Below are 24,988 nucleotides of genomic sequence, written 5' to 3'. Positions count from 1 at the left end.
ATGACTGAAGATTCATTTTTTGAAGCTTTAGAGCAGCAATATGCCCAAAAATTACCATTTGTAGTATATCGAAGACCTGTAAACTCTGTTGTTAAATCGTGGTTACAAAAAGATGATGCACTGCATAAAACAAAGGACTTTAGCGAAAGTGGGTTTGTGTTTGCACCTTTTGATTTATCTGAAGATAGTATTCTATTTCCGCAAGACGACTGTAACATGTCAGAGCTTGACATAGTAACCTTAACGTCGGATGATTTATTAGATGAAAACACAGTAGAAGCTACAGGAAAGGAAGTGCACGAAACTTTAGTGCAAAAAGGTGTAGAAACTATTCAGCAAGGAGACTTGAAGAAAGTGGTATTATCTCGTGTTGAAGAAAAAGCTTTAGCTGATGAGAATCCTTTTGTGATTTTTAAAAGGCTGTATAACAAGTACAGGAATGCTATGGTGTATTGTTGGTACCATCCCAAAGTTGGTCTTTGGCTTGGCGCAACACCAGAATTACTTTTAAAAGTAGAAGGAAAACAATTAACAACCATTGCTCTGGCTGGTACGCAACCATATGGTAGAACGACCAATGTCACATGGAAAGATAAGGAGATTGAAGAACAGCAAATCGTTACCGATTATATAAAACAGCAAATAGAACCATTTACGGATAAAGTCAATATTTCAGAAGTTGAAACTATTAGAGCAGGAAGTTTACTGCACCTAAAATCGAGAATTACTTGTGTGATTGAATCGGCCGAAAATTTATATCCTGTTATTGAAGCCTTGCATCCAACACCAGCAGTTTGCGGTTTTCCAAAGCAAAAAGCCAAGGAGTTTATTTTACAACACGAAAACTATAACCGTGAGTATTACACTGGTTTTTTAGGAGAATTGAATCTTAAGCAAAGTAGAACCCGAAATACAAATAGGAGAAACGTTGAAAACAATGCTTACGCTGTAGTGAAAACACATTCTAATTTTTATGTAAACCTACGTTGCATGCAATTGAAAAATGAAACCGCTTTGATTTATATTGGAGGTGGTATTACCAAAGATTCCGACCCTGAAAAAGAGTGGGAGGAGACGGTAAATAAAACCAAAACAATAGGTAATGTTTTAGGTTAAGTCCATAGAGATTTTCTTATCTTTGTTTTTTGATGAAACACTCTAAAATTCCCTTATCACAGACCGTTGTAGCCTTATGTAAGGCACACAATATAAAACACATTGTAATTTCTCCAGGAAGTAGAAATGCACCTTTAACCATCGGTTTTACTCATGATGAGTTTTTTAACTCATATAGTATTGTAGATGAACGTTGCGCAGCCTTTTTTGCGCTTGGTATGGCACAACAATTAAAAACACCTGTAGCAGTAGTTTGTACTTCTGGTAGTGCTTTGCTTAATTATTATCCTGCAATTGCCGAAGCTTATTACAGTAATATTCCATTAGTGGTTTTATCAGCAGATAGGCCAAAGCATTTAATAGGTATTGGTGATGGACAAACCATTATGCAAAAGAATGTTTATGGTGAGCATGTGTTATATAGTGCGAATCTAAAATTGGATCTAAAAGATGAACAACGCTTACCTGCTGAAGACGATATTCCTATTTTTAAGAATATTGAAAGTAGACTAGAGCGTCTTTTAGGTTTTCAGAAAGACATACAGGAAAATAATGAGACTGAAACACATAATGCTTTATCTATAGCGACTTTGAGATCAGGACCAGTTCATATTAACATTCCATTCGACGAACCCTTGTATGAAATGGTTGATGAACTCACCATTGAGCTTGAACCTTATAAAATTCAGACTAGAGTAGAGAAAGTCGATAATTTTGAAATCAAAAGTTTACTGGATATTTGGCATGATGCCAAGCGCAAAATGATTTTAGTCGGCGCTCTAGAACCTAATGCTGTAGAACAACAATGGATTGAGGAAATAGCAGATGATGATAGTATTTTGGTATTTACAGAAACCATTTCGAATTTTCATCATCAAGATTTTTTCCCAGGTATAGATAAGATTATTGCGCCATTGGGTGAGGAAGAATTTAAGGAATTACAGCCAGATATTTTATTGACGTTTGGTGGACTCATTGTCTCAAAGAAAATAAAGGCTTTTTTAAGACAATACAAACCTGAGCATCATTGGCATGTTGGTTTGCATCATGCAAATGATACTTTTTTCTGTTTGGAAAAACATATTAAACTTTCTCCAAACACATTCTTTAGTGAATTTTTGCCGCAGGTAACACATCATACCAAAAGTACTTACAAGTCCAAGTGGTTAGAAGTAAGACAAAAAAGAAGAAAACTGCATGAATCATATTTAAAAACGATTCCTTATTCAGACTTTTCAGTATATAGTACAATTCTAAAAAGCTTACCAAAACAAAGTCAGCTTCAAGTCAGTAATAGTTCTACAATTAGATACACACAATTATTTCAGCTAAGAAAAGATATCAGCGTATTCTGTAACCGAGGAACGAGCGGTATTGATGGAAGTACAAGCACAGCAGTTGGTGCTTCTGTAGTTTCAAAAGAACGAACCACCTTTATCACTGGTGATTTAAGCTTTTTTTACGATAGTAACGCGTTATGGAATAACTACATTCCAAAGAATTTCAGAGTTATTGTTATCAATAATAAAGGAGGTGGTATTTTTAGAATTTTGCCAGGTCATAAGAATACAGAAAACTTTGACCAATTTTTTGAAACCAAACACAATTTAACGGCAAAACTGCTTTGCGAAATGTATGGTTTTAATTATGTAATGGCAGACACGGAGGCCTCATTAGATAAGGCTTTAAACTCTTTTTACGATAATGCCAAACGACCAAAGTTGTTAGAGGTTTTTACACCTTCTCAAGTAAATGATGAAGTATTGTTAGACTATTTTAAATTCATAAAATAGTTGTAAGATTAAGTCTTTGTAAATAGTGACTTAGGTACTTTTAGTGTGTCTAAAAAATACGTACCTTTAAAGAACAATTTATATAATCTAAAAACTTAAATAACATGAGTAAAAGAGACGACCTAATCGTTAAGTATGCAGCTGACTTAAAAGACAAATGCGGAGTTAATCCAGATATGGATTTACTAACAAAAGTAACAGTTGGTTTAGGACCTTCTATTTATAATGCTGATTCTTCTACAGTTTCAGGTTCTGATGAAAAGGAGCTTGCAACGGTAAAAAATAACTTTTTGATTAAGAAATTAGGCTTATCAGAAAGTGACGATTTAGATGGAGCTATCGCTTCAGTTATGGAAACTTATGGAATGTCCAACAGAAACAAGTACAGAGCGGTTGTTTATTATCTTTTAACAAAGCATTTCAAAAAAGAATCGGTTTACTAAGAATCGATTTTGAAGAATTTATAAGGCGTTATAATTATTAGTAGTTATAGCGCTTTTTCTTGTTTTAATATGAATATCTTTGCAGCATGATACATTTAGGCGAATACAATACACTCGAAATTTTAAGAGATACAGAACCAGGATTATTTCTAGGTGATGGTGAAGATAATGAAGTTCTATTACCGAATAGATATGTTCCTGAAGTATTTGATATTGGTGATAAAATTGAAGTTTTCGTTTATTTAGATAATGAAGAGCGACCTGTTGCAACAACAGATCAACCTTACATTAAAAAAGGCGACTTTGCTATGTTGAGGTGTAATCAAGTGACTAAATTTGGCGCCTTTTTAGATTGGGGTTTAGTAAAAGAATTGTTTTGCCCATTTAAAGAACAAGCTTTTAAAATGAAGTCAGGCGGATGGTATTTGGTATATTGTTACTTAGATGAAGAAACCGAACGTTTAGTAGCTTCAAGTAAAACAAATCGTTTTTTAGATAATAAAGAATTAACCGTTTCTCAGTTTGATGAGGTGGAATTAATCGTTTCCCATCCTTCAGAAATAGGGATGAATGTCATTGTAAACAAAAAGCACTTAGGTTTGGTGTTTAATGATGATATTTATAAGGATATTAGTGTTGGCGACCGTTTAAAAGGTATCGTAAAGAAAGTAAGACATGATAATAAGCTAGATATTTCACTTAGCCAAATAGGTTATAGAAACATTGAGCCAAATGCAGAGCTTATTTTAAAAGAGCTAGAAGACAATAGTGGCTTTTTGCCTATTCACGATAAATCGAGTCCTGAAGAAATCAAAGACATGCTTCAAATGAGTAAAAAAACCTTTAAAAAGGCTATAGGCTCTTTATACAAAGACCGTTTGATAACTATTGAAGAAAACGGAATTAGACTTAATAAATAGAATTTAATCTGTAAAATCAGATAAGCAACCTTCAACCCATTCAATAGCATCTTTTATATTACTAAAAGACTTTCGGTTAGATGAATTCCCATTGGCATCGAAAAAATGATTTTCAATCTCAAAAATTTGTCTAGACATAGGTTTGTGCACTATAACAGCATAGGCTTTGACATTGTTGACACTGTTGTTGAGAAGTTTTGAATCAGATAAATCTATTGAATAAGAGTTGACACGATTCGCAATAACACCTATAGGTATATTTCCGTAATATGCATTGATTGCTTCGGAAACTTCTTTAAAATTCTCAAAAGGTTACATTTTCACCTTCATTGAATTCTGTTACTAAATAATTTTCAAAAAAATACAAGTCTCCAAGGCTTACTGTTAGGACTTTGTATTCTTTTTTTTCGGTCAGGGTCGGGATATAGGTTTTCATAAAAAAAATACGTGGTAAATATATTAGGCTTCAATAAAAAATCAAAACAATAATTTGGTATAGTTCATTATTATTAATTCCGTATTTTTGCACCCAAAATAATATCAAAAATGAGCCATATAGATTGGAAAGTTGCCAAATCATATGAAGATATAACATATTCTAAATGCAACGGAGTTGCAAGAATTGCTTTCAATAGACCAAATGTTAGAAATGCCTTCAGACCAAAGACAACATCAGAGCTTTACGATGCGTTTTATGATGCTAATGAGGACGTTAATATAGGTGTTGTATTACTAAGTGCAGAAGGACCATCAACTAAAGATGGTATTTGGAGTTTCTGTTCTGGAGGCGACCAAAAAGCCAGAGGTCATCAAGGTTATGTTGGTGATGATGGTTATCATCGCTTAAATATTCTAGAAGTACAACGATTAATTCGTTTTATGCCAAAAGCTGTCATTGCAGTAGTGCCAGGTTGGGCTGTTGGTGGCGGACATAGTCTGCATGTGGTTTGTGATTTAACCTTAGCAAGTAAAGAACATGCTATATTTAAACAAACCGATGCCGATGTCACCAGTTTTGATGGTGGTTATGGTTCTGCTTATCTAGCAAAAATGGTTGGTCAGAAAAAAGCACGTGAAATTTTCTTTTTAGGTAGAAATTATTCAGCGCAAGAAGCATACGAAATGGGAATGGTAAATGCGGTTATTCCTCATGCTGATTTGGAGCAAACGGCTTATGAATGGGCTCAAGAAATATTAGCAAAATCACCAACTTCTATAAAAATGCTAAAGTTTGCTATGAATTTAACAGACGATGGTATGGTAGGTCAGCAAGTGTTTGCAGGTGAAGCAACAAGACTCGCTTACATGACAGATGAAGCCAAAGAAGGGCGTGATGCTTTCCTTGAAAAAAGAAAACCTAACTTCCCTAAAAAGTGGATTCCATAAATTAGAGTGGCATAGATGAAAAAAATTAAACCGTGGCTCTCAGCCATGCGCTTAAGAACGTTACCGTTATCTGTTTCAGGTATAATTTTAGGAAGCTGTTTTGCTTATTATAATGGAAAATTTGATTGGTTGGTTTTTCTATTGGCTATTCTCACAACAGTAAGCTTACAGATTCTTTCTAATTTAGCTAATGACTATGGTGATGGAGTAAAAGGCACTGATAATGATGAGCGTGTTGGCCCTCAAAGAGCCATTCAAAGTGGTGTCATTACTCCAGATGAAATGTTTGATGCTATAAAGTTCAATATAATTGTAGTTATTATTTTAACTATATCACTCATTTTAGCAGCTTTTGGACCAGCTAATTTACTCTTCTTATTGATTTTTGTGTTTTTGGGTGGAGTTTCTGTTTATGCAGCGCTTAATTATACCATGGGCGATTCGCCATATGGTTATAGAGCTTTAGGTGACGTTTTTGTTTTTATCTTTTTTGGCTTGGTAAGTACTATTGGTAGTTATGTATTGTATATACATGCTGTAGATCATGTCACTATACTTCCGGCCATTTCATTAGGACTTTTAAGTGTTGGTGTACTCAACCTTAATAATATGAGAGACATTGAGTCTGATATTAATGCAGGTAAAATCACCTTAGCAGTAAAACTAGGCTTAAAACGAGCTAAACAATACCATTATTTTTTAATTGGTGGCGCTATGCTGTTAGCAGTTGTTTTCTCAGTGTTATATTATGTAGAGCCTTATAATTACTTATACCTCATTGCTTTTGTGCCTTTAGTTTTTCATGTGAAAAACATTAAAAAAGCTAAACTTCCAGATGATTTTGATAGTCAGTTAAAAGTATTGTCATTATCTGCTTTTCTATTCGCGTTACTGTTAGGTATTGGTTATATTTTGTATTAATTTTAGGGAAACTATTTCTTAAAAATTAATATTGAAATGAAAATCACATTTTACGGTCATGCCACATTGGGCATACAGATTAAAGATATCCATATTTTAGTTGATCCTTTTATTACAGGTAATGAAAAAGCTTCAGCAATAGACATAGAGAAATTAAAAGCCGATTATATTCTATTAACACACGCTCACCAGGACCATACTCTTGATGTTGAAGCCATAGCCAAACGAACAGGAGCAATCATAGTTTCTAATCATGAGATTGTTACTCATTATCAAAATTTAGGTTTTGAAGGTCACCCGATGAATCATGGAGGTTCATGGGACTTTGAATTTGGTAATGTAAGATATGTTAACGCCATTCATACTTCATCTTTTCCTGATGGAAAATACGGAGGACAACCAGGTGGTTTTATAATTGAAGGCGAACACAAAAATATATACATAGCAGGAGATACTGCATTAACTATGGATATGAAATTGATTCCATTACGGACAAAACTAGATTTAGCTATTTTACCAATTGGAGATAACTTTACTATGGGAGTTGAAGATGCAATCTTAGCAAGCAATTTTGTAGAATGCGATAAAGTATTAGGCTATCATTTTGACACTTTTGGATATATAGAAATAGATCATGAAGAAGCCAAACGTAAATTCTTTGAAAAGGATAAAGATTTGATGTTGTTGGAAATTGGTGAGAGTGTAGAGTTGTAAGAGTTGAGTGTTAAGTATATATGTTTGAATTAACAAATGACCAAAGGCTATATTTTGGTCTAGAATCTATAAAAGACACTTGGGTAAGAAAAGAACTACCAAAAGAAACTGATAGTATATTATATTTTGAAGGTGATACCATCAAGAAACTAATTATTTCTAATGAAAATGAATATTTAGAATATCAATATGATGAGGATACTGATAATAAGGATTTTCTATTGCCTAAAACAAAAAAAGGAAAGTCTAAAAGGTTAACACTATCTACATTATATTCGAGAAAAGCGATAGGTATTTATTTAAAAGTTAGATCTAATGGAAGTTTAATGATTGGCAATTATACTTCTCAAAAGATGTTTTATTCACGAGATTGGGAATGTAGTCTATCAAATGGTGAATTATTTTCTTTAGAAGAAATGATAACTGATTTTATAGAGAAATCACCTTTAAATCATTTGTCATCAATAAAAATATTCAGAGAGGACAAAAGAAAAAATGTAAAATACAAAGCTGGAGACTTTTTTGCATTTAAAATAAACAGAACGGAGTATGGTTTTGGACGTGTTTTACTAGATATTAACAAAATAAGAAAGAAAAAATTGATAGCCGAAAATCATGGATTGCAGTTATTAATGGGCCCAGCGGTGTTAATTAAAGTTTATGCTTTTAAGTCAGAAAACAAATCTGTAAATATTGAGGAGTTGAGGGAATTAAAAGCATTTCCTTCAGAGTATATAGTAGACAATGTATTGTTTTATGGTGAGTATGAAATTATAGGTAATTTGCCTTTAGAAATAAAAGAATTGGATTTTCCAATTTCCTATGGAAGAAGAATTGACCAGACTCCAAATGTATTTTTGCAATGGGGCTTAATTCATGAAGAACTCTCAGTTAGTAAGTTTAGTAAATATATGTCTGGCATAAACGACAATTTACCTGAAAATAACCCTTCAAGATTTATGAGAAATCCATATGGTAATTATGGAATAGGTTTCAGATCTAGCTATAGTGCTTTGGAAATTGACCGTTTAATAAATAGTAAGGATAAATTTGGTTTTTCTTCTGGAGAAAATTATTTATTACAGAGGGATTTGAGAAACCCGATCAATGAGGTGATTCGTAATGAGGTTTTATCGAAGTTTGGATTAGATTTTAATAAAAGTTATCTTGAAAATTCAGTTACAAAAGGAACTTTAAATGTTCTCGATTTAATTGAAAATATCAACTAAAATTAATTGTTAGAGTAAACTTACCGTACTTGACTTCTCAAAACAACCTTGTGTAATAACTTAGGAAAAAGGCGTTTCAAGTAGACGCCTTTAGTTTCGCCTTTGCCAATGTAAGCTTCAAACTTTTCCTTTTTAATGGCTTTTAGCATACGTTTGGCAAATACTTCTACTTCTAAGCCGTTTTCGGTTGCGGAATCTTGTTCGTTTTGAGTTGAGCCATCACCAATTAAAGCATTGCGCGCAACGTTAGTGTTCACAAAACCTGGACAGATCATGGTGACTTTTATGTTATCCTTGTCGTGTTCTAATCTAAGAGCATCAAAAAAGCCATGTAAGGCATGTTTGGCTCCGCAATAAGCTGAACGGTATGGTGAGCTGAATTTCCCCATTAAACTTGTAACGGTAACAAAATGTCCTGATTGTTTGGAAATAAAATGAGGAAGTAAGGCTTTAGACAAAGCAACTGTTCCCAAATAATCAATATCCATAAGTTTTTTATCCACTTCTATATCAGTATCTATGATTAAAGAACGTTGACTAATGCCACCATTGTTGATAAGAATATCAACGTTTCCAAACAACGAAATAGCTTTTTCTACAGTTGCAGGCATCGTTTTATAATCAGCTAAATCTAAAGGGAGGACTTTGATGTTTTCAGGTTGTTGGCATTCGTTTTTAACGGTGTTTAAAACTGTTTCTCTTCGAGACGATATGATGAGTTTGCAGTTTTGTTTCGACAATTCCAATACTAAGGCTTTCCCAATGCCACTCGAAGCACCAGTAATCCAGACGACTTTATTTTCAAAGGTCATAGTTGTTTTTTAGAGTTTAACCATTCTTCACGTAGATCATTACTCAATTTACCAGTACCATCATGTTTCCAGCCAGGTGGTTTAATCAAATATTGAAAACGATCTTTAAGAGATTTCTTTCCTGTAAAAGTATCTTTTAGCATGTTCCACCATTCAATAAAGGCAATCTTTACTGGGTTGTATGTCTTAATATTCGTCACTAAACCATACATTACTTTTTCATCATCTAATTCAGGCTGAAATGTGCCGAAGAGTTTATCCCAAATGATCAGTATTCCGGCATGATTACGGTCTAAATAAATCGGATTACTGCCATGATGTACACGATGGTGCGACGGTGTGTTAAATACAGCTTCAAACCAACGTGGCATTTTATTGATAGCTTCAGTATGAATCCAGAATTGATACAATAGGCTTATGGACATTTGTAACAAAATCATTGCAGGATGAAAACCTAAAAGCGGTAACCATAGCCAAAAGATAAAGGTGTAAAAACCGCCAGACCAAGTTTGTCGTAATGCAGTACTAAGATTGTAGCGCTCAGAAGAATGATGCACTACATGAGATGCCCAAAACAAACGACATTCATGCGACACACGATGAAACCAATAATAGGAAAAATCATCGGCAAAGAACAGTAATACAAACGACCACCATACTATCGGAATAGTAAACAATCTGAAGTTATCATAGATCCAAAACAAAGCTAATAACACCAATGCCTTACTTGCAAAACCCAAAATAACATTGCCCAAACCCATAGCAATAGAAGAAAAAGCGTCCTTAGTTTCGTAAGTATTAATATGCTCTTTTGTAGTTACATATAACTCTAGCAACATCGCCAAAATAAAAAACGGAATGGCGTACAAAATTATGTTCGGAAAATCGGGCATTTTGATTGTTGTTTGACTCCTAAAATACAAAATTATTTAAGTATTTTTGAAAGAGATTATGAAGGCGACTTATCAACGATATGTATTAAATTTTAAAAGACCAAGCGGAACGTCTCGTGGCGTTATGACTACTAAAGAAACTTGGTTTATAAAACTCAATTCAGGAGATAAAATTGGTGTAGGTGAGTGTGGTATTCTAAGAGGTTTGTCCGTTGACGACCGACCAGATTATGAAGACAAACTAAAATGGACATGTAACAATATTGATCTTGGATTAGATAGTCTTTTATCTGAGTTAAAAGAATTTCCAAGTATTCAATTTGGTATAGAAACAGCTTTTAAATCTTTAGAAAGTGAAGGTCCCTTTTTGTTATTTCCTTCTGCATTCACAAAAGGTTTTGATAATATTCCGATTAACGGATTGGTTTGGATGGGAGATGAAGCGTTTATGAAGACACAAATTAAGGAGAAAATTGAAGCTGGTTTTGATTGTATAAAAATGAAAATTGGAGCCATAGATTTTCAAACTGAATTAGATATTTTGAAGTCTATACGGGAGGAATTTTCAGTTTCAGATATAGAATTACGGGTTGATGCTAATGGAGCTTTTAGTTCAAGTGAAGCTTTAGAAAAACTGAGTCAATTGTCAGAATATCAATTGCATTCCATAGAGCAACCAATAAAACCTAAGCAGTTTGAGGTAATGGTTAAACTTTGTGAAGTGACACCTTTGCCAATAGCTTTAGATGAAGAGTTAATTGGTGTTTTTCATAAAGAAGAAAAGCAAGAATTGCTTCAAACTATAAAACCACAATACATTATTTTAAAACCAAGTTTAGTTGGTGGATTTCGAGGTAGTCAGGAATGGATTGATATCGCCGAAAGCTTAAATATAAAATGGTGGATTACGAGTGCGCTTGAAAGTAATGTTGGGCTCAATGCTATTTCTCAGTGGACATACAGTCTAAAAAATAACATGCCACAAGGTCTAGGAACAGGAAGTTTATTTACTAATAATTTTTCTTCCCCATTAACTGTAAAAAATGGTACTTTGCAGTACGATACAAAACACTTTTGGAAATTTAATTTATGAAGTTGAATTATATACAACAAGCCTACAAAGGCTTACATGAAGGCTGGAGATACATAGTCGGAGTTGTTATTATTATAGCATTTATAGTGGCAGGACAAATACCATTTACTGTAGCTGCAATTTTTAAGGCACAACAACAAGGTATGAATCTTTTTGAATTAGATGAAGCTGCTTTAATGGGAGTTTTAGAGTCTAACCTCAATTTGGCTTTAATGCTATTGTCTTTTGCTTTTGGACTTGTGGGTATTCTTGTAGTCAACAAATTTTTACACAAAATGTCGATAACACAGTTAACGACTACTAGACCAAAAATAGATTGGAAACGCTTTTGGGTCATCTTCTTTGCTTGGGGTATTTTTTCTTCAGGATTGGTGTTGTTAGATTATTTTATGTCACCAGAAAACTATGTATTGAATTTTGACCTCAATAAATTCTTAATATTATGTGTTATTGCCATAGCTTTAGTGCCATTGCAAACCAGTTGTGAAGAATATTTGTTTAGAGGTTATTTGATGCAAGGTTTGGGTATAGCAACTAAAAATAGATGGTTTCCACTCTTACTTACTTCTGTTGTTTTTGGGCTTTTACATATAGCTAATCCAGAAGTTGAGAAATTAGGCTATGTGATTATGGTTTATTACATAGGGACAGGGCTGTTTTTAGGAATTATGACTTTAATGGATGAAGGCTTGGAATTGGCTTTAGGATTCCATGCGGCTAACAACTTGTTTACAGCTTTATTGGTTACTGCGGATTGGACAGCCTTTCAAACACATTCAGTTTTAAAAGATATGTCAGATCCTACAAGTGCTGGTTTTGCTGATGTTTTTATGCCAGTATTTATAGTATTCCCAATAATTTTATTCATTCTTTCTAAAGTTTATGGTTGGAAAAACTGGAAAGAAAAATTATTTGGAAAAGTAGAAGAACCACCAAAAGAAGATTATAAAATCATAGAATAGATGACACCTCAGTACGACAAAATCCATAACCGCTTTAAGTTTAACGGTCTTCACTTTGATTTTGAAGACTTAAAAGAAGTTGCCTACAGCTTAATTAAAGAAGGTGCACCTTATGAAAAGGCAACTGGAAATTTTTTAATGGATTGGCTGAATAAAGAAGACTTTATTTATGTGAATACCTCAGGTTCTACAGGGCAACCAAAAGCTATTAAGTTAAAGAAACAAGCCATGGTTAACTCTGCTATTGCCACAGGTGATTTCTTTGGTTTAGAACCAGGAGATACGGCAATAGACTGTTTACCGAGTCATTATATTGCAGGAAAAATGATGTTGGTTCGTGCTATGATTTTAGGATTAGATATTGATTGTGTTGAGCCAAGTGCACATCCTATTTTTGATTATGAAAAGCACTATGATTTCTGTGCTATGATTCCGCTTCAACTAAAGCATACCATTAATTATACAAGCAATATTGACACCATCATTGTAGGAGGTTCTAAAGTTACAAAACCGTTGTTAGAGAAGATAAAAACCAAGACGTCTAAATTCTATGAGACTTATGGTATGACAGAGACCGTAACTCATGTTGCGGTGCGTCAATTACCTTCTAAAGGTCATAAAGGACAGTCTTTGTTTACAGCGTTACCAAATGTTGTTTTTGGACAAGATGAACGAAAATGTCTCACAATCAAAGCGGCTAAGCTTGTGAAAGAAACTCTAGTCACTAATGATATTGTCGATTTAAAATCCGATACCACTTTTAAGCTACTTGGCCGTTATGATAATGTGGTTAATTCTGCAGGAGTAAAGTTGTTTCCAGAGCAAATAGAGGACAAGCTACAAGCAATTATAGATGAACGCTTCATAATTGCTGGTGAAGAAGACGAAGCACTTGGAGAAAAGCTAATTCTAATTATTGAAAACCCTAGAGATTCCGTTGAAAGCTTTGAAAACCGTATAAAGTATCTTAAAGGTATTACTAGATATGAAATACCTAAGAAAATCTATTTCGTAGATAAATTCTCTGAAACAGTTAATGGTAAAATCCAACGAGATAAAACGATTGATGCTGTTATTGGGTAGACTTATTTTATTTTTTAAAATTTTAAAAAACAAAAAACCCAATGCTTTGCATTGGGTTTTTCTGTATTTTAATCTTAACTAAGGATTAGTTTCCTTCAGCTAAGTTTTTCATTTCTTTCTCTACCATTTCGTAGAACTGATCAATCTTAGGCATAACAACAATACGAGTACGTCTGTTTTTCGCTCTGTTTTCAGCAGTATCATTTTCTACTAAAGGTACATAGTAACTACGACCAGCAGCAATTAATTGTTGAGGATTTACTTCTAAGCTTTCTAAAACCCTTACAACAGAAGTTGCACGTTTTACACTTAAATCCCAGTTATCAACTAATGGTGGTTTGTTATATGGTACATTGTCTGTATGAGACTCTACCATAGCTTCAAAATCTGGTTTGCTATTGATAACCTTAGCAACTTTAGCTAAAATTTCTTTTGCTCTATCAGTTACAGTGTATTGTCCACTTTTGAACAATAATTTGTCAGCGATAGAGATAAAAACAACACCTTTTTCTACATTAATTTCAATATCTGGATCGTTGATACCAACTGCTTTCTTAAGACTTGTTACAACAGCAAGCGTAACACTATCCTTTTTAGTTAAAGCATCTTGAAGTCTAGATATTTTTAAATCTTTTTCTTTTAAGCTTTCTAATGATTTTTCAAGGTTTTCAGCACCTTTTTGTGTTAGAGTAGTTAAGTTACCTTTGGTATCAATTAAATCTTGATTGGCCTTACGTAAATCAGCTAACTGATCTTTCATGGTTTCAACTCTTGCATTAGCAGCAGCAGCGTCAGAAAGACATTTGTTTAATTTTACTGTGGCACTATTCAATAAATCTTCAGTTTCTTGATATTTTGCCTGAAGTGCAGCATGCTCTTTCTTAGAAACACAAGATGCTAGCAACACTAAAGAACAAACACTTAATAAAACTATTTTCTTCATAAGTTTCGTTTTAGTTTAAATTGTTAATTTTAACATTTCAAAATTAGAGAAAAGAAGACAGGCTTGTACAAGGATTAACAAAAATTTTAACAGTTTTGTAAACAATCAAAATGTTTTCTTTCCCTTGATAAAGTAACTCCATACAACGGAAGTTATTCTGTAATAACCAGCACGTTTTGAAGTCTTTTTGCGTTGGCTTAAAACCGTATTTAAATTCAAATAAAAAGCGCCATGTGCTTTTAAAATGGCTAAAAAATGATTGGGTTTTAGTTGTACTAAAAACATCAATCCAGCAATACCATCTAATAACATTCTAACGAATGCTTTTCCGAAAACATTACCATCGGCATTCTTAACTAAAGTAAATAGACTATTTCTAAAATTAAGATAGGTTTTCTTTGGATTATTAGTTTTTAAAGTGGCTCCACCAACATGGTAAACCGTTGAGTGGCCAACATATTTAATTTGGTGATTTTGATTGAAAGCGCGCCAGCATAAATCAATTTCTTCCATGTGAGCAAAATAGCTTTCATCAAAGCCGTTAAGATTATTAAAAACAGCATTGCGAATAAAAAAACAAGCACCAGAAGCCCAGAAAATATCAATGATATCGTTGTACTGTCCTTTGTCTTCTTCAACAGTATTAAAAATGCGTCCTCTACAATAGGGATAGCCATATCTATCTATAAATCCACCCGCTGCACCAGCATATTCAACTTTCGATTTGTCTTTATAATCTAAAATCTTAGGTTGAATAATTGCTGTCGATGGATGATCATTAAATTCTTTCAAAACAGGTTTTAGCCAGTCTTTTGTGACTTCAATATCGCTATTCACTAAACAAAAAAGAGATTCTTGAATCTTTTTTAGGGCGTCATTGTAACCTTTAGCATAACCACCATTATCTATGTTCTGAATAATTTTTACTGTTGGGAAATGTTCAGAAACAAAGCTTACAGAATTGTCTGTAGAAGCGTTATCGGCAACATATATTGTAGCATTTTCGGAATGCTCAATAATTGAAGGCAAAAACTGCTTCAATAAATCTTTGCCATTCCAGTTAAGGATAACTACAGCAATGTCTTTGGTGTCTAACATTTAATTCTGTTTGTAATCTGGTATATCTCTCAAAAACGAATATGCTTCAGCTTTCATATCCATTTCACAATAATAATGATTAATTCCGTTAGTCACCATCAAATATGTAGCATCTAAAACTAAATTGTAACGTGCAATTTGGTCAAACGTAAGTTGATTAATGTTGATTGAAGGTGCTTTGCATTCTACAATAAGGTGAATGCTACCATCTGAATTGAAAATGACAATATCATAACGTTTTTTCAACCCGTTGATAATAAGTTCTTTTTCAACATTGATGAGTGATTGTGGATATTTTTTATGGTTAATCAAATAATGGACACAATGTTGGCGTACCCATTCTTCAGGTTGAAGAACAATGAACTTTTTACGGATAACATCAAAAATAGAAACTTTATTTTCTGTACTTTTGAGTCGATAATCAAACTTTGGAAAGTTGAGATTTTGCAATGTGTTTTCGCTATTTTTTTCAAATTTAGTATAGAATAAAACAAAACCCAATTTTAGAATCCCAAATTCCATCATAGTTTATTTTATTTAGAAATTACACCACAATTGGACGACGTAAAAGCATTAGTATCAGCAATAAAAAAGGGTGACCTTAAACCTATTTATTTTTTAATGGGTGAGGAGCCCTATTATATTGATAAGATTTCGGATTTTATTGAAGGTAATGTTCTGGATGAATCTGAAAAAGGCTTTAATCAAATGGTGCTTTATGGAAGAGATGTTAGCATAGATGATATTGTCAGTAATGCCAAGCGTTATCCTATGATGGCTGAGCGACAAGTGGTTATTGTTAAGGAGGCTCAGGATCTCAGTAGAACTATTGAAAAACTGGTTCAATATGCCGAAAATCCACAACCAACTACTGTTTTGGTTCTAAATTATAAATACAAGAAATTAGATAAGCGTAAAGCCTTATATAAAGCGCTAAACAAAAGTGGTAATGTCGTTTATGAAAGTAAAAAGCTTTATGAAAACCAAGTTCCGGATTGGATTAGACGAGTTCTAAAAGGTCAAGGTTATGATATTTCTCCCAAAGCGGCTCAAATGCTTGTTGAATTTTTGGGTACAGATTTAAGTAAGGTTAATAATGAACTTAATAAGCTTAAAATTGTATTACCTGAAGGCACACATATTACACCAGAGCATATTGAGGAAAACATAGGAATTAGTAAAGACTTTAATAATTTTGAGCTAAGAAAAGCGGTTGGTGAGAAAGACGTTTTGAAAGCTCATAGAATTGCTAAGTATTTTGCTGAAAACCCAAAGGACAACCCAATGGTCGTTACCATAGCGTTGCTGTATAACTTTTTTTCTCAGTTGTTGCATCTTCATGGTATGTCTGATAAGAATCCAAGAAACGTTGCTTCAGCTTTAAAAGTGAATCCGTATTTTGTAAATGAATACATCACTGCGGCACGAAATTATCCTATGAAACAAGTGAGTTACATCATTGGTTTATTACGAGAATTTGATGTTAAAGGGAAAGGAGTAGGAGCTAACGCAGTACCTCAAGGCGACTTACTTAAAGAGTTGTTGGTAAAGATGTTAGGTTAGTCTGATTTTTTTTAATCCTTAATAATTAGCTTTTTAGTTATAGTTTTCTTATTTGTTTCGGATTCAATTTTAATCAAATAAGTACCAGCTTCTAAATCAGAAATATTAATTTCTCTTTTAGTTGAAGACTTCATAAGTTGTCCGTTGATATTATAAATTTTGAATTTGCTATTTTCTTCATTTATAATAATACTATCTCTTGCAGGATTAGGATAAAAAACAATATCATCTTCATCAAAATTTTCATAGGATAGTGTAGATGTATTGAAGCTAAACAACCCTGAAGCTGTTCCAAAAAAAGCTTCCGAAGTGATGTAGTAATCTGTTTCACCAAAAGTCGCTATACCTTCCGTTTGAAATGAATAACCCGTAGGTACCATAACCGAAGATTTCGTAATTGTACCATTAGTGAATAAACCAGAACTAAAACCAGAGAGTTCGGTTATGAAAGTTCCTTCTGCATCATATCCTATAAGCATAATATTATCATTAATGGTGTTATGTATTCCACCAGTAACTAAACCTTCACTGTCAAAAGAATCAATAATTGATATACTATGATTTCCAGGTGTTTTTGGTAATTGATAAATATTGGTTTGCCAATCAATCCAATTTTTGGAAAAAATATACAAGTTGTTGTTGTAGTGAACTAAAGCTTCAGCATCAAAATTTGTATTCATAGAACTAGGTGTAAAGTCCGTTTGATCACTGTAACTAAAATTAATAACATCTGCTGTTACGCTGGTGTTTGCAAAATAATCAGTAATTAATATTCTATAAATTTTTAAGTCAGTTCTACTACCTTGATTGTTCCCAAAATCAGCAATGTATATATACGTATCGTCATGAGATAAATCTTCCCAATCTACGTTTGTAGCGTTAGAGATGGTGACAGTTCTAGAGATATTGCCAGTAGAGGTATCAATTTCGTAAAGTTCGTTATTACCACCAGAGTCGTTATGAGTGATGAGTGTATTATTGAGATAAATTAACCCTGAGGATTCACTAACATTACTATCTAAAGGTGCTTCTAAAACCAATTGCTGTGCCTGAACTTGAGTTATTAGAAAAACGAGAATGAATAGATATGATAGAAATTTCATTTTAGTAGCTATTTTTAATAAATGTAAGCATTTAAAATTATTGATTTAGAACTTTGTGATAATGTAATAATTCTTCGCTGTCATTTGGTATGAATGTTTTACCTATTAATGAAAACCCTAGTTTTTCTAATAGTTTTCTAGAAGACGTGTTTTCTTCCAATGTATATCCGCTGAGTTCAGAGATAATAAAATCTGAATAAGCAGCCTCTATAAGCTTGTTAGCAGCTTCATAGGCATAACCTTTGCCTTCATGTTGTGGCAGAAATGCAAAACCAATATCTACAACTTCTAAGCCATCTCTTTTATACAATCCACAAGTGCCTAATTTTACATTATCTTCTTTTCTAATGACTACGTTATTTGAATAGCCATACTTCTCTAGATTAGGCAACATTCTTTCTGAAATGTATTGTTGAGCTTCTTCTGTAGAATTAATATTTCTATCACCAATGTACTTTTTCCATTTTGGTGAATTCATTAATTCCAAAATGAAATCAGCATCCTCTATAGAAATGGGTTTAATGATTAATCGTTTAGTTTGTAATGTTTTGTAATTAGTCAATTGATAGTTTTTATCTAAAATTAATCAATTTTTGAATTTATATAGAAACAAAAAAGAGGGTATAAAACCCTCTTTGTAAATTATATATCAGAAATATTATTCTTCTGATTCTTCCATAGTGTGATATACGTTTTGTACATCATCATCTTCCTCAAGTTTTTCTAAAAGTTTTTCAACATCTTCAGCTTGCTCTGGAGTTAATTTTTTAGTGACTTGAGGTATACGTTCAAAACCTGATGAAATGATTTCAATATTATGCTCTTCTAAATACGATTGAATATTGCCAAAACTTTCAAAAGGAGCATAAATCATTACACTGGTAACTTCGTTGCCATTTTCGTCTTCATCTGTGTCTTCAAAAATTTCTTCAACACCAAAGTCTATAAGCTCTAGCTCTAATTCTTCTAAGTCTAAACCATCACCTTTAATCTTAAAATTACAAGTGTGATCGAACATAAAAACAACAGATCCCGAAGTACCTAAACTACCATCTGTTTTATTGAAGTATGAACGCACATTTGCAACCGTACGTGTGTTGTTGTCTGTTGCAGTTTCTATAAGTACAGCAATACCATGTTGTGCATAACCTTCAAAAATCACTTCTTTATAATCACCTTGACTTTTATCTGAGGCACGCTTAATAGCACGTTCAATATTGTCTTTTGGCATGTTTACAGACTTTGCGTTCTGTATTACAGCTCTAAGACGCGAGTTACTGTCAGGGTCTGGACCACCTTCTTTTACAGCCATTACGATGTCTTTACCAATACGAGTAAAGGCTTTACTCATGGCAGACCAACGTTTCATTTTTCTTGCTTTCCTAAATTCAAAAGCTCTTCCCATGTATTAAAATATTTTTGTTTTCTTAATTAATTGAATGTATCTAAAATTGAAAATTTAGAATAACAAATTTAAATAAATCTATTAATCATTAGGAATATGTTTTTTCAAAAAGTTTTGATTGGTATTATTAAGGTTGTTTATAACAGTTTCTCTTTTGTTGTTCAATTCAGTGTTAATCTTGTTATAATCTTTTACACCTTTATTGTATTTATTCACTAGAGCATTATAGCCGTCAATTTGTTCTTGGGTACGTTTTTTTTGTGGTGTTTTTTCTAAAGCTGTTTGTGTCTTTTCTAAATCTTCTTTTGATACAAGAAAATCTACTAGAATAGGCATTTTATTATCTGCTTCATCAATAAAGAACTCAAATGCTTTTTTTGTAGCCATTACAATTGATTTATCATTTTTGTAGTTTTCAACACTTTTCAGTATTTCTAGACCTTCTTTGGCGCTCTCAGATAATGCGTTTGCATTTTGTTGTATAGCATTAGCATCATTGTTATTTAAAGCTTCCATTAAATACACTTCATTAATGTATACTTTAAAGTAAATGAGATAAAGCTTTTTGTAATAGCCAAAAACTTCATTTGATAAAGTCATCTTTTTTCCTAGGTCTGTTTCGCTCTCAACTATTTTTATATTGTGCTTATTAGCAAAGGCATAATAATTAGCTTCATATTCTTCTTGAGTTTCTTCAAGCTTTTTATCTGCCATTTCTTGAGCCATCATGTAGGCTTCCATTAAATCGTAGGATTGTTCGGCAACTTCTTTCATATCAATAATTTTTGCATAATCATTATTGAGCAAGTTTTTGTTGAATCTTAAGCGATCTAAAAGCTGTCCTTTAAATTCGTTACCATCATAACCAGGTGCTTTTTTGATATTTTCAATGGCCTTATCTAGTGTTTTTAGTAGACTTTTTCTTTTGTTTTCAACATTTCGGTCACTTTTGCTGTGGGCTATTGCTTTAGTGTATTTCCACATTTTTTTTGTGATTCCTTCTTGTTGTTCACCTACAAATTCTAAATAATCTACAGCAGTATCGAACTTTTGAGCATTAACAGAGAAGGCTAATAAAAAAATAAAAATGATAAAAAAATGTTTCATGTTGAATGTTAATTTATTGATTTAGTATAGAGTTTGCAATATAATAAGCTTCCTGAATATAAGGGTCTTTAGCTATTGATTCTTTAAGATTTTTATTTAGTTCTTTATCTTCAGAATTGTATGATAATATTTCATTTGTAGAATCGGTATTTCTTACTTCATAAACAACTTTTGTTTTATCCATAGCTTCTTCATAATTACTGTAGGCTTCAAAATAATTTTGGTCATCATTAAAAATGAAATCTAATGAAAGTGGGTAAGAACCTTCTCTATAAACGTAATTGTTTATAAATACAGCATTAAAGTCTTTTATGGCTTTGAAAGCTATGCTTTTATTCACCCTTTCTTCACTTTGAAGTTTTATGCCGTCTATATTTTTTTTAGCCTTTACCTTTGGTTTCATGATGACATCAACAGTTGAATTTGGTAATGTGTAAGCCAAATATTCTTCTCTGGTTTTGTAACCATCGTAAATGTTTGGTAATGATATGTCTGGTTTTATTCCGATACCTTGATGACTTTTTCCTGTAACTCTGTAAAACTGACCCATGGTTAATTTTACAAAAGCTGTGTTTTCTGAGTTATTTAGCGGCATTATGGTTTGTGATGTTGCCTTTCCATGAGTTACTGAGCCAACAATAATAGCTCTATTATAGTCTTGCATAGCACCAGCAAAAAACTCTGAAGCAGAAGCACTAAACTGATTTACTAATATAACTATAGGTTTGCTGAAAATTGTACCTCTATTAGGATCTCTTATAGTATAATTGTTCTCATTTCTAATAGCAGATATTGCTACTGGTCCTCGGTCTATAAACATTCCAGATAAGTCAGCTGCTTCTTTCATAGAACCACCTCCGTTAAATCTCAAATCTAAGATGAGGGCTTCGATATTTTGTTTTTGGAGTTTGTAAATCTGTTTGGCAACATCATTACTAACTCCCAATCCGTTAATAGACTCTAAGTCTGTATAAAAACTAGGGATGTTAATATAGCCAATATTGTGAACTTCGTCTTTTATAATAAAGCCAGTTATGGTGTTTGCTTCAATATTAACAACATTTTTAACGAGTTTAATATTCTTTATTTCGCCGTTCTTTTTCTTAATTTTAAATGATACGGATTTGTTTTCTGAATTGTTTAAAAAGTTTAGTATAGTTTCGTTAGAAGTGCAATAGGTTTCAATGATTTCGCTTCCACTATCTAAGGAAATAATGATGTCATTAACTTCAAAGTTCCCGTTTTTAAAAGCTGAGCTACCTGCTGAAATATGTGCAATTGTAATATCTCCGTTACTCTTCTTGGTTGTGGTTATTCCGAAAGATAATTGAGAATTTCCGACAGATTGTTCAAACATATTCTTATCAGAACTACTTAGGTAAGCCGAATTAGGATCTTGATATTTTAATAAAGCATCTAAAAAAGCTTCTTCTACATAATTATATAAAGAGCCTTTAGTTTGTTCTAAATCGTTAAGAAGGCAGATTTCATTATCAATTACCTTTTGTTTTATTGATGATTCTAAAGATTTGAAGTTGGATGAAATATTAGAATAAATTGAATCATTTTCTACTAATTTTCTTAAGATTTTGTATCGAACTTTTTTATTCCAAAATTTTCTTTGAGCTTTTTCGTTTTTAAAATATGAATAATCTTTTTTAGAATAATAATGTAAGCTATCAATACCACTATAATCTAAATTAACGTTTCTAAGAGATTCCAATACGTCTCTAGAATCTTGGATTCTGCTTTTTAAAGTTGTATTGTATTTAGTTAAAAAAAGACAGTTTTTATCTTTGATATGGTCGTCAATTAAAAATTCATCTTTTTTAAAATCAGAGATGTCATTTTCGGTAAAGAAGTGTTTGTCTTCATCAATCTTGTCTAAAAAAAGATAAAAAACATGTTTAGATAAACTGTCGTTTAATGGCTTAGGACTAAAATGAGAGCTTTGTATGATGTCGTTAACTTTTATTAGCTCATTACAGAATTTATCATTTTGAGAAGTTGAAATAAAAAATGTGAAGCTAAATAAAAGAGCAAAAGTTTGTTTCATTTAGTAATCTTTTACTCTTCAACCTCTACAATAGCCTCAATAGCTTCAGCTAATTTAAAGTCCTTATCGGTAACACCGTCTGCATCGTGTGTGGAAAGTGAAATTTTAAGAACATTGTAAACGTTTGTCCAGTTTGGATGATGATTTTGAGCTTCACATTCAAAAGCAATTCTACTCATGGCACTAAAACAATCCTTGAAATTGTCAAACTCAAATTCGGCATGGATAGCGTTTTCAAAATATTCCCAATCTGGAAATCGAAGTAGTTTTTTTTCTATAGTTGCTTCGTCTAATTTCATAAAATAAGTTTATCGAAAAGTACTAAATATGAAGCGTATAGACAAGCTTATTTCTGAAGTTCTTCTAAAACCGTAGAACTGGTAATTTGTAAGTGTTTTGGTAATTTATTAAACTTTGGTAATACGGCTAAATATCGGTCTTCATTTGTGGTGTAGACTTGTTTTAGGATTACTTTTTTATCTGAAATAAAACTAAGTACATCTTTTATAAAGTCGTCGTGATGCACTAAATCTGTACTGCCCAAGTGAAAAACACCATGCTTATTTCTGTTAATGATATAATGAATTTGTTGTGTCACTTTTTTATCTAATGTCACATTCATTATAAGATTAGGAAATACTTCTATAGGTTCTTTATCGGAAATTAATTGTTTTATTTCTAGTATTCTTGGGCTTTTAGAACCAAAAACCATTGGTAATCTTAAAACAGCAACTTGCTTTTTGGGTAAGCGCAATAGCATGTTTTCTATTTTGATTTTGAAATGACCATAAATACTATGACTTAGCGTTTTGTCTAGCTCATAACTGGGGAATTTACTGTAAGCATCAAAAGCATTAGCAGAAGACAAGAATATAATTTTACATCCAGATTCAATAACATACTCCGTTATGTGTTGATGCGCAATGGTCTGTGCATGAAAATCACCACGAAGTGCTGAGATAATAATAGATGGTTTGCAGGCTTCCAATATTTCATAAACATCATCTTCTTCAACATTATATTGAAAAAACTGTTTATTCTTTTCAAACTCTTTTTTAGGTGTTCTATAAGTCCCAAAAGTTCTAAAGTAAGGTCCTAATTCTTTATATATAGCATTGCCTAAATAGCCACTAGCACCAAGTATAAGTATGCGATGTTTATTTAAATCCTGCTTCATTAATCAATCGACACTTAAAAATGACATTACCCTTTGTAAAATGGTAATTTCACAACAGTTGCAGGAATTGCTTTTTTACGAACTTGAATATGGATCTTGCTTCCAAAATCTGAAAACACAGGAGATACATATCCTAAACCGATGCCTTTTTTAAGAGAAGGAGACATTGTTCCAGAAGTTACTTTTCCTATTTGCTTCCCGTTAGAATCAACAATATCGTAACCTTGTCTTGGAATTCCTTTTTCGTCCAATTCAAAAGCTATCAATTTTCTGTTTAAAATATGTTTTTTCGATTCGGCAAGGTTATCAGAGTTGGTGAATTGCTTTGTGAATTTGACAATCCAGCCTAATCCAGCTTCAAAGGGTGATGTTGTATCATCTATATCATTACCGTAAAGGCTGTAACCCATTTCTAGACGAAGTGTATCTCTTGCAGCTAAACCAATAGGTTTTATGCCATAAGCAGCACCAGCTTCAAACACTTTATCCCAGATTTGTTTTACTTCAGAGTTTTTACAGTAAATCTCAAAACCACCACTTCCGGTATAACCCGTAGCAGAAATAATTACGTGCTCAATTCCTGCAAAATCACCAACTACGAAATTGTAGAATTTTATTTCAGATAAATCATGACTAGTTAATGCTTGCATAGCTTCTACAGCTTTTGGACCTTGAATAGCTAATAGAGAATAATCTTCGCTTAAATCTCGTAATGTTGCACCAACATCATTTTTAGAGCTTATAAAGTCCCAATCTTTTTGAATGTTACTTGCATTTACCACTAATAAGTAAGTGTCTTCTTTAACTCTGTAGACGATTAAATCGTCAACAATTCCACCAGTTTCATTTGGTATACAGCTGTATTGTGCTTTTCCAACCGTTAGTTTTGAAGCATCATTACTGGTTACTTTTTGAACTAGCTCTAGAGCATTTGGTCCTTCAACCAAAAATTCACCCATGTGAGAGACATCAAAAACACCAACAGCACTTCTTACCGTTTCATGTTCAATATTTACACCTTCGTATTGTACTGGCATATTGTAACCTGCAAAAGGAACCATTTTAGCTCCAAGAGCAATGTGAGTATCGGTAAGCGCTGTATTTTTCATTGTGATTATATTTTGATGACTAAAAAATTGATGCGCAAAATTAATGAATTTTATGAGGAACT

General features: G+C 32.6%; 26 protein-coding genes. 12 read left to right on the top strand and 14 right to left on the bottom strand.

What is annotated here, in order from left to right; genetic code table 11:
- From QGM60_RS06505 to QGM60_RS06490, 4 genes are all read left to right on the top strand, one after another.
- Positions 1 to 1,116 (top strand): chorismate-binding protein, encoded by a 1,116-nt coding sequence (locus QGM60_RS06505; protein ID WP_281139431.1) that lies wholly within the window; start codon positions 1 to 3, stop codon positions 1,114 to 1,116.
- A 32-nt stretch (positions 1,117 to 1,148) separates the two neighbouring features.
- Positions 1,149 to 2,909 carry a thiamine pyrophosphate-binding protein gene (locus QGM60_RS06500; RefSeq protein ID WP_281139430.1) on the top strand — a complete coding sequence of 587 codons (1,761 nt, stop codon included), beginning with the start codon at positions 1,149 to 1,151 and terminating at the stop codon, positions 2,907 to 2,909.
- Positions 2,910 to 3,013: 104 nt separating this feature from the next.
- Positions 3,014 to 3,352, top strand: coding sequence for a DUF2853 family protein (locus QGM60_RS06495; protein ID WP_281139429.1), 339 nt, complete (start codon positions 3,014 to 3,016; stop codon positions 3,350 to 3,352).
- A gap of 86 nt (positions 3,353 to 3,438) precedes the next feature.
- Positions 3,439 to 4,272, top strand: a complete 834-nt coding sequence (locus QGM60_RS06490; protein WP_281139428.1) for a S1-like domain-containing RNA-binding protein — start codon at positions 3,439 to 3,441, stop codon at positions 4,270 to 4,272.
- A 3-nt stretch (positions 4,273 to 4,275) separates the two neighbouring features.
- On the opposite strand, the gene QGM60_RS06485 is transcribed toward QGM60_RS06490, so the two are convergent.
- The gene (locus QGM60_RS06485; RefSeq protein ID WP_281139427.1) at positions 4,276 to 4,410 is read right to left on the bottom strand and encodes a hypothetical protein; all 135 of its coding nucleotides are present in this window, start codon (positions 4,408 to 4,410) and stop codon (positions 4,276 to 4,278) included.
- 408 nt (positions 4,411 to 4,818) lie between these two features.
- On the opposite strand from QGM60_RS06485, the gene QGM60_RS06480 reads away from it, so the two are divergent.
- Genes QGM60_RS06480 through QGM60_RS06465 form a run of 4 tightly spaced genes read left to right on the top strand, consistent with a single transcriptional unit; the run spans position 4,819 to position 8,522 of the window.
- Positions 4,819 to 5,658: a 1,4-dihydroxy-2-naphthoyl-CoA synthase gene (locus QGM60_RS06480; RefSeq protein ID WP_281139426.1), complete on the top strand. Its 840-nt coding sequence runs from the start codon at positions 4,819 to 4,821 to the stop codon at positions 5,656 to 5,658.
- Positions 5,659 to 5,673: 15 nt separating this feature from the next.
- Positions 5,674 to 6,579 carry a 1,4-dihydroxy-2-naphthoate octaprenyltransferase gene (gene menA / locus QGM60_RS06475; RefSeq protein ID WP_281139425.1) on the top strand — a complete coding sequence of 302 codons (906 nt, stop codon included), beginning with the start codon at positions 5,674 to 5,676 and terminating at the stop codon, positions 6,577 to 6,579.
- A 36-nt stretch (positions 6,580 to 6,615) separates the two neighbouring features.
- Complete coding sequence (locus QGM60_RS06470; protein WP_281139424.1) at positions 6,616 to 7,293, top strand: metal-dependent hydrolase; 678 nt, start codon at positions 6,616 to 6,618, stop codon at positions 7,291 to 7,293.
- A gap of 20 nt (positions 7,294 to 7,313) precedes the next feature.
- Entirely contained in the window at positions 7,314 to 8,522 is a 1,209-nt protein-coding gene (locus tag QGM60_RS06465) for an immunity 26/phosphotriesterase HocA family protein (protein ID WP_281139423.1), read from the top strand.
- 20 nt (positions 8,523 to 8,542) lie between these two features.
- Here the strand turns inward: QGM60_RS06465 and QGM60_RS06460 are convergent, their stop codons facing one another.
- The gene (locus tag QGM60_RS06460) at positions 8,543 to 9,334 is read right to left on the bottom strand and encodes an SDR family oxidoreductase (protein ID WP_281139422.1); all 792 of its coding nucleotides are present in this window, start codon (positions 9,332 to 9,334) and stop codon (positions 8,543 to 8,545) included.
- On the bottom strand, positions 9,331 to 10,227 hold the full coding sequence (locus tag QGM60_RS06455; RefSeq protein ID WP_281139421.1) for a sterol desaturase family protein: 897 nt from the start codon (positions 10,225 to 10,227) through the stop codon (positions 9,331 to 9,333). Before QGM60_RS06455 ends, QGM60_RS06460 begins: the two co-directional genes overlap by 4 nt.
- A 58-nt stretch (positions 10,228 to 10,285) precedes the next feature.
- On the opposite strand from QGM60_RS06455, the gene QGM60_RS06450 reads away from it, so the two are divergent.
- Genes QGM60_RS06450 through QGM60_RS06440 form a run of 3 tightly spaced genes read left to right on the top strand, consistent with a single transcriptional unit; the run spans position 10,286 to position 13,365 of the window.
- A complete protein-coding gene (locus QGM60_RS06450; protein ID WP_281139420.1) occupies positions 10,286 to 11,320 on the top strand; it encodes an o-succinylbenzoate synthase in 1,035 nt (344 codons plus the stop codon).
- Complete coding sequence (locus QGM60_RS06445) at positions 11,317 to 12,282, top strand: CPBP family intramembrane glutamic endopeptidase (RefSeq protein ID WP_281139419.1); 966 nt, start codon at positions 11,317 to 11,319, stop codon at positions 12,280 to 12,282. Before QGM60_RS06450 ends, QGM60_RS06445 begins: the two co-directional genes overlap by 4 nt.
- A complete protein-coding gene (locus tag QGM60_RS06440) occupies positions 12,283 to 13,365 on the top strand; it encodes an AMP-binding protein (RefSeq protein WP_281139418.1) in 1,083 nt (360 codons plus the stop codon).
- A gap of 85 nt (positions 13,366 to 13,450) precedes the next feature.
- On the opposite strand, the gene QGM60_RS06435 is transcribed toward QGM60_RS06440, so the two are convergent.
- From QGM60_RS06435 to QGM60_RS06425, 3 genes are all read right to left on the bottom strand, one after another.
- On the bottom strand, positions 13,451 to 14,308 hold the full coding sequence (locus QGM60_RS06435) for an OmpA family protein (protein WP_281139417.1): 858 nt from the start codon (positions 14,306 to 14,308) through the stop codon (positions 13,451 to 13,453).
- Positions 14,309 to 14,413: 105 nt separating this feature from the next.
- A complete protein-coding gene (locus tag QGM60_RS06430) occupies positions 14,414 to 15,406 on the bottom strand; it encodes a glycosyltransferase family 2 protein (RefSeq protein ID WP_281139416.1) in 993 nt (330 codons plus the stop codon).
- On the bottom strand, positions 15,407 to 15,856 hold the full coding sequence (locus QGM60_RS06425; protein WP_348634899.1) for a type I restriction enzyme HsdR N-terminal domain-containing protein: 450 nt from the start codon (positions 15,854 to 15,856) through the stop codon (positions 15,407 to 15,409).
- 105 nt (positions 15,857 to 15,961) lie between these two features.
- On the opposite strand from QGM60_RS06425, the gene holA reads away from it, so the two are divergent.
- Positions 15,962 to 16,969, top strand: a complete 1,008-nt coding sequence (gene holA / locus QGM60_RS06420) for a DNA polymerase III subunit delta (protein WP_281139414.1) — start codon at positions 15,962 to 15,964, stop codon at positions 16,967 to 16,969.
- Between the two features lie 11 nt (positions 16,970 to 16,980).
- On the opposite strand, the gene QGM60_RS06415 is transcribed toward holA, so the two are convergent.
- The 8 genes from QGM60_RS06415 to gcvT all read right to left on the bottom strand — a co-directional run bounded on the left by QGM60_RS06415 (position 16,981) and on the right by gcvT (position 24,926).
- Positions 16,981 to 18,072, bottom strand: coding sequence for a T9SS type A sorting domain-containing protein (locus tag QGM60_RS06415; RefSeq protein WP_281139413.1), 1,092 nt, complete (start codon positions 18,070 to 18,072; stop codon positions 16,981 to 16,983).
- Between the two features lie 37 nt (positions 18,073 to 18,109).
- Positions 18,110 to 18,634: a GNAT family N-acetyltransferase gene (locus tag QGM60_RS06410; protein WP_281139412.1), complete on the bottom strand. Its 525-nt coding sequence runs from the start codon at positions 18,632 to 18,634 to the stop codon at positions 18,110 to 18,112.
- A gap of 96 nt (positions 18,635 to 18,730) precedes the next feature.
- A complete protein-coding gene (locus tag QGM60_RS06405; protein ID WP_281139411.1) occupies positions 18,731 to 19,477 on the bottom strand; it encodes a YebC/PmpR family DNA-binding transcriptional regulator in 747 nt (248 codons plus the stop codon).
- A gap of 81 nt (positions 19,478 to 19,558) precedes the next feature.
- A complete protein-coding gene (locus QGM60_RS06400) occupies positions 19,559 to 20,584 on the bottom strand; it encodes a hypothetical protein (protein WP_281139410.1) in 1,026 nt (341 codons plus the stop codon).
- A gap of 13 nt (positions 20,585 to 20,597) precedes the next feature.
- Positions 20,598 to 22,640, bottom strand: a complete 2,043-nt coding sequence (locus QGM60_RS06395) for a S41 family peptidase (protein WP_281139409.1) — start codon at positions 22,638 to 22,640, stop codon at positions 20,598 to 20,600.
- A gap of 11 nt (positions 22,641 to 22,651) precedes the next feature.
- Positions 22,652 to 22,939 (bottom strand): 4a-hydroxytetrahydrobiopterin dehydratase, encoded by a 288-nt coding sequence (locus QGM60_RS06390; RefSeq protein ID WP_281139408.1) that lies wholly within the window; start codon positions 22,937 to 22,939, stop codon positions 22,652 to 22,654.
- Between the two features lie 47 nt (positions 22,940 to 22,986).
- Positions 22,987 to 23,817, bottom strand: coding sequence for a sugar nucleotide-binding protein (locus QGM60_RS06385; protein WP_281139407.1), 831 nt, complete (start codon positions 23,815 to 23,817; stop codon positions 22,987 to 22,989).
- A gap of 26 nt (positions 23,818 to 23,843) precedes the next feature.
- The gene (gene gcvT, locus QGM60_RS06380; protein WP_281139406.1) at positions 23,844 to 24,926 is read right to left on the bottom strand and encodes a glycine cleavage system aminomethyltransferase GcvT; all 1,083 of its coding nucleotides are present in this window, start codon (positions 24,924 to 24,926) and stop codon (positions 23,844 to 23,846) included.
- Positions 24,927 to 24,988 lie beyond the last annotated feature (62 nt).

The sequence above is a fragment of the Winogradskyella sp. SYSU M77433 genome, assembly GCF_029911945.1.
Taxonomy (GTDB): Bacteria; Bacteroidota; Bacteroidia; order Flavobacteriales; family Flavobacteriaceae; genus Winogradskyella.
Note: the sequence above shows the minus strand (reverse complement) of the source record. Positions and strands in the feature narration are given on the sequence as shown.

Bases quoted from the DNA above. Each gene is read 5' to 3' on its own strand.
- QGM60_RS06505 (WP_281139431.1), top strand. From the start codon at position 1: ATGACTGAAGATTCATTTTTTGAAGCTTTAGAGCAGCAATATGCCCAA.
- QGM60_RS06500 (WP_281139430.1), top strand. From the start codon at position 1,149: ATGAAACACTCTAAAATTCCCTTATCACAGACCGTTGTAGCCTTATGT.
- QGM60_RS06495 (WP_281139429.1), top strand. From the start codon at position 3,014: ATGAGTAAAAGAGACGACCTAATCGTTAAGTATGCAGCTGACTTAAAA.
- QGM60_RS06490 (WP_281139428.1), top strand. From the start codon at position 3,439: ATGATACATTTAGGCGAATACAATACACTCGAAATTTTAAGAGATACA.
- QGM60_RS06485 (WP_281139427.1), bottom strand. From the start codon at position 4,410: ATGTCTAGACAAATTTTTGAGATTGAAAATCATTTTTTCGATGCCAAT.
- QGM60_RS06480 (WP_281139426.1), top strand. From the start codon at position 4,819: ATGAGCCATATAGATTGGAAAGTTGCCAAATCATATGAAGATATAACA.
- menA (WP_281139425.1), top strand. From the start codon at position 5,674: ATGAAAAAAATTAAACCGTGGCTCTCAGCCATGCGCTTAAGAACGTTA.
- QGM60_RS06470 (WP_281139424.1), top strand. From the start codon at position 6,616: ATGAAAATCACATTTTACGGTCATGCCACATTGGGCATACAGATTAAA.
- QGM60_RS06465 (WP_281139423.1), top strand. From the start codon at position 7,314: ATGTTTGAATTAACAAATGACCAAAGGCTATATTTTGGTCTAGAATCT.
- QGM60_RS06460 (WP_281139422.1), bottom strand. From the start codon at position 9,334: ATGACCTTTGAAAATAAAGTCGTCTGGATTACTGGTGCTTCGAGTGGC.
- QGM60_RS06455 (WP_281139421.1), bottom strand. From the start codon at position 10,227: ATGCCCGATTTTCCGAACATAATTTTGTACGCCATTCCGTTTTTTATT.
- QGM60_RS06450 (WP_281139420.1), top strand. From the start codon at position 10,286: ATGAAGGCGACTTATCAACGATATGTATTAAATTTTAAAAGACCAAGC.
- QGM60_RS06445 (WP_281139419.1), top strand. From the start codon at position 11,317: ATGAAGTTGAATTATATACAACAAGCCTACAAAGGCTTACATGAAGGC.
- QGM60_RS06440 (WP_281139418.1), top strand. From the start codon at position 12,283: ATGACACCTCAGTACGACAAAATCCATAACCGCTTTAAGTTTAACGGT.
- QGM60_RS06435 (WP_281139417.1), bottom strand. From the start codon at position 14,308: ATGAAGAAAATAGTTTTATTAAGTGTTTGTTCTTTAGTGTTGCTAGCA.
- QGM60_RS06430 (WP_281139416.1), bottom strand. From the start codon at position 15,406: ATGTTAGACACCAAAGACATTGCTGTAGTTATCCTTAACTGGAATGGC.
- QGM60_RS06415 (WP_281139413.1), bottom strand. From the start codon at position 18,072: ATGAAATTTCTATCATATCTATTCATTCTCGTTTTTCTAATAACTCAA.
- QGM60_RS06405 (WP_281139411.1), bottom strand. From the start codon at position 19,477: ATGGGAAGAGCTTTTGAATTTAGGAAAGCAAGAAAAATGAAACGTTGG.
- QGM60_RS06400 (WP_281139410.1), bottom strand. From the start codon at position 20,584: ATGAAACATTTTTTTATCATTTTTATTTTTTTATTAGCCTTCTCTGTT.
- QGM60_RS06395 (WP_281139409.1), bottom strand. From the start codon at position 22,640: ATGAAACAAACTTTTGCTCTTTTATTTAGCTTCACATTTTTTATTTCA.
- QGM60_RS06390 (WP_281139408.1), bottom strand. From the start codon at position 22,939: ATGAAATTAGACGAAGCAACTATAGAAAAAAAACTACTTCGATTTCCA.
- QGM60_RS06385 (WP_281139407.1), bottom strand. From the start codon at position 23,817: ATGAAGCAGGATTTAAATAAACATCGCATACTTATACTTGGTGCTAGT.
- gcvT (WP_281139406.1), bottom strand. From the start codon at position 24,926: ATGAAAAATACAGCGCTTACCGATACTCACATTGCTCTTGGAGCTAAA.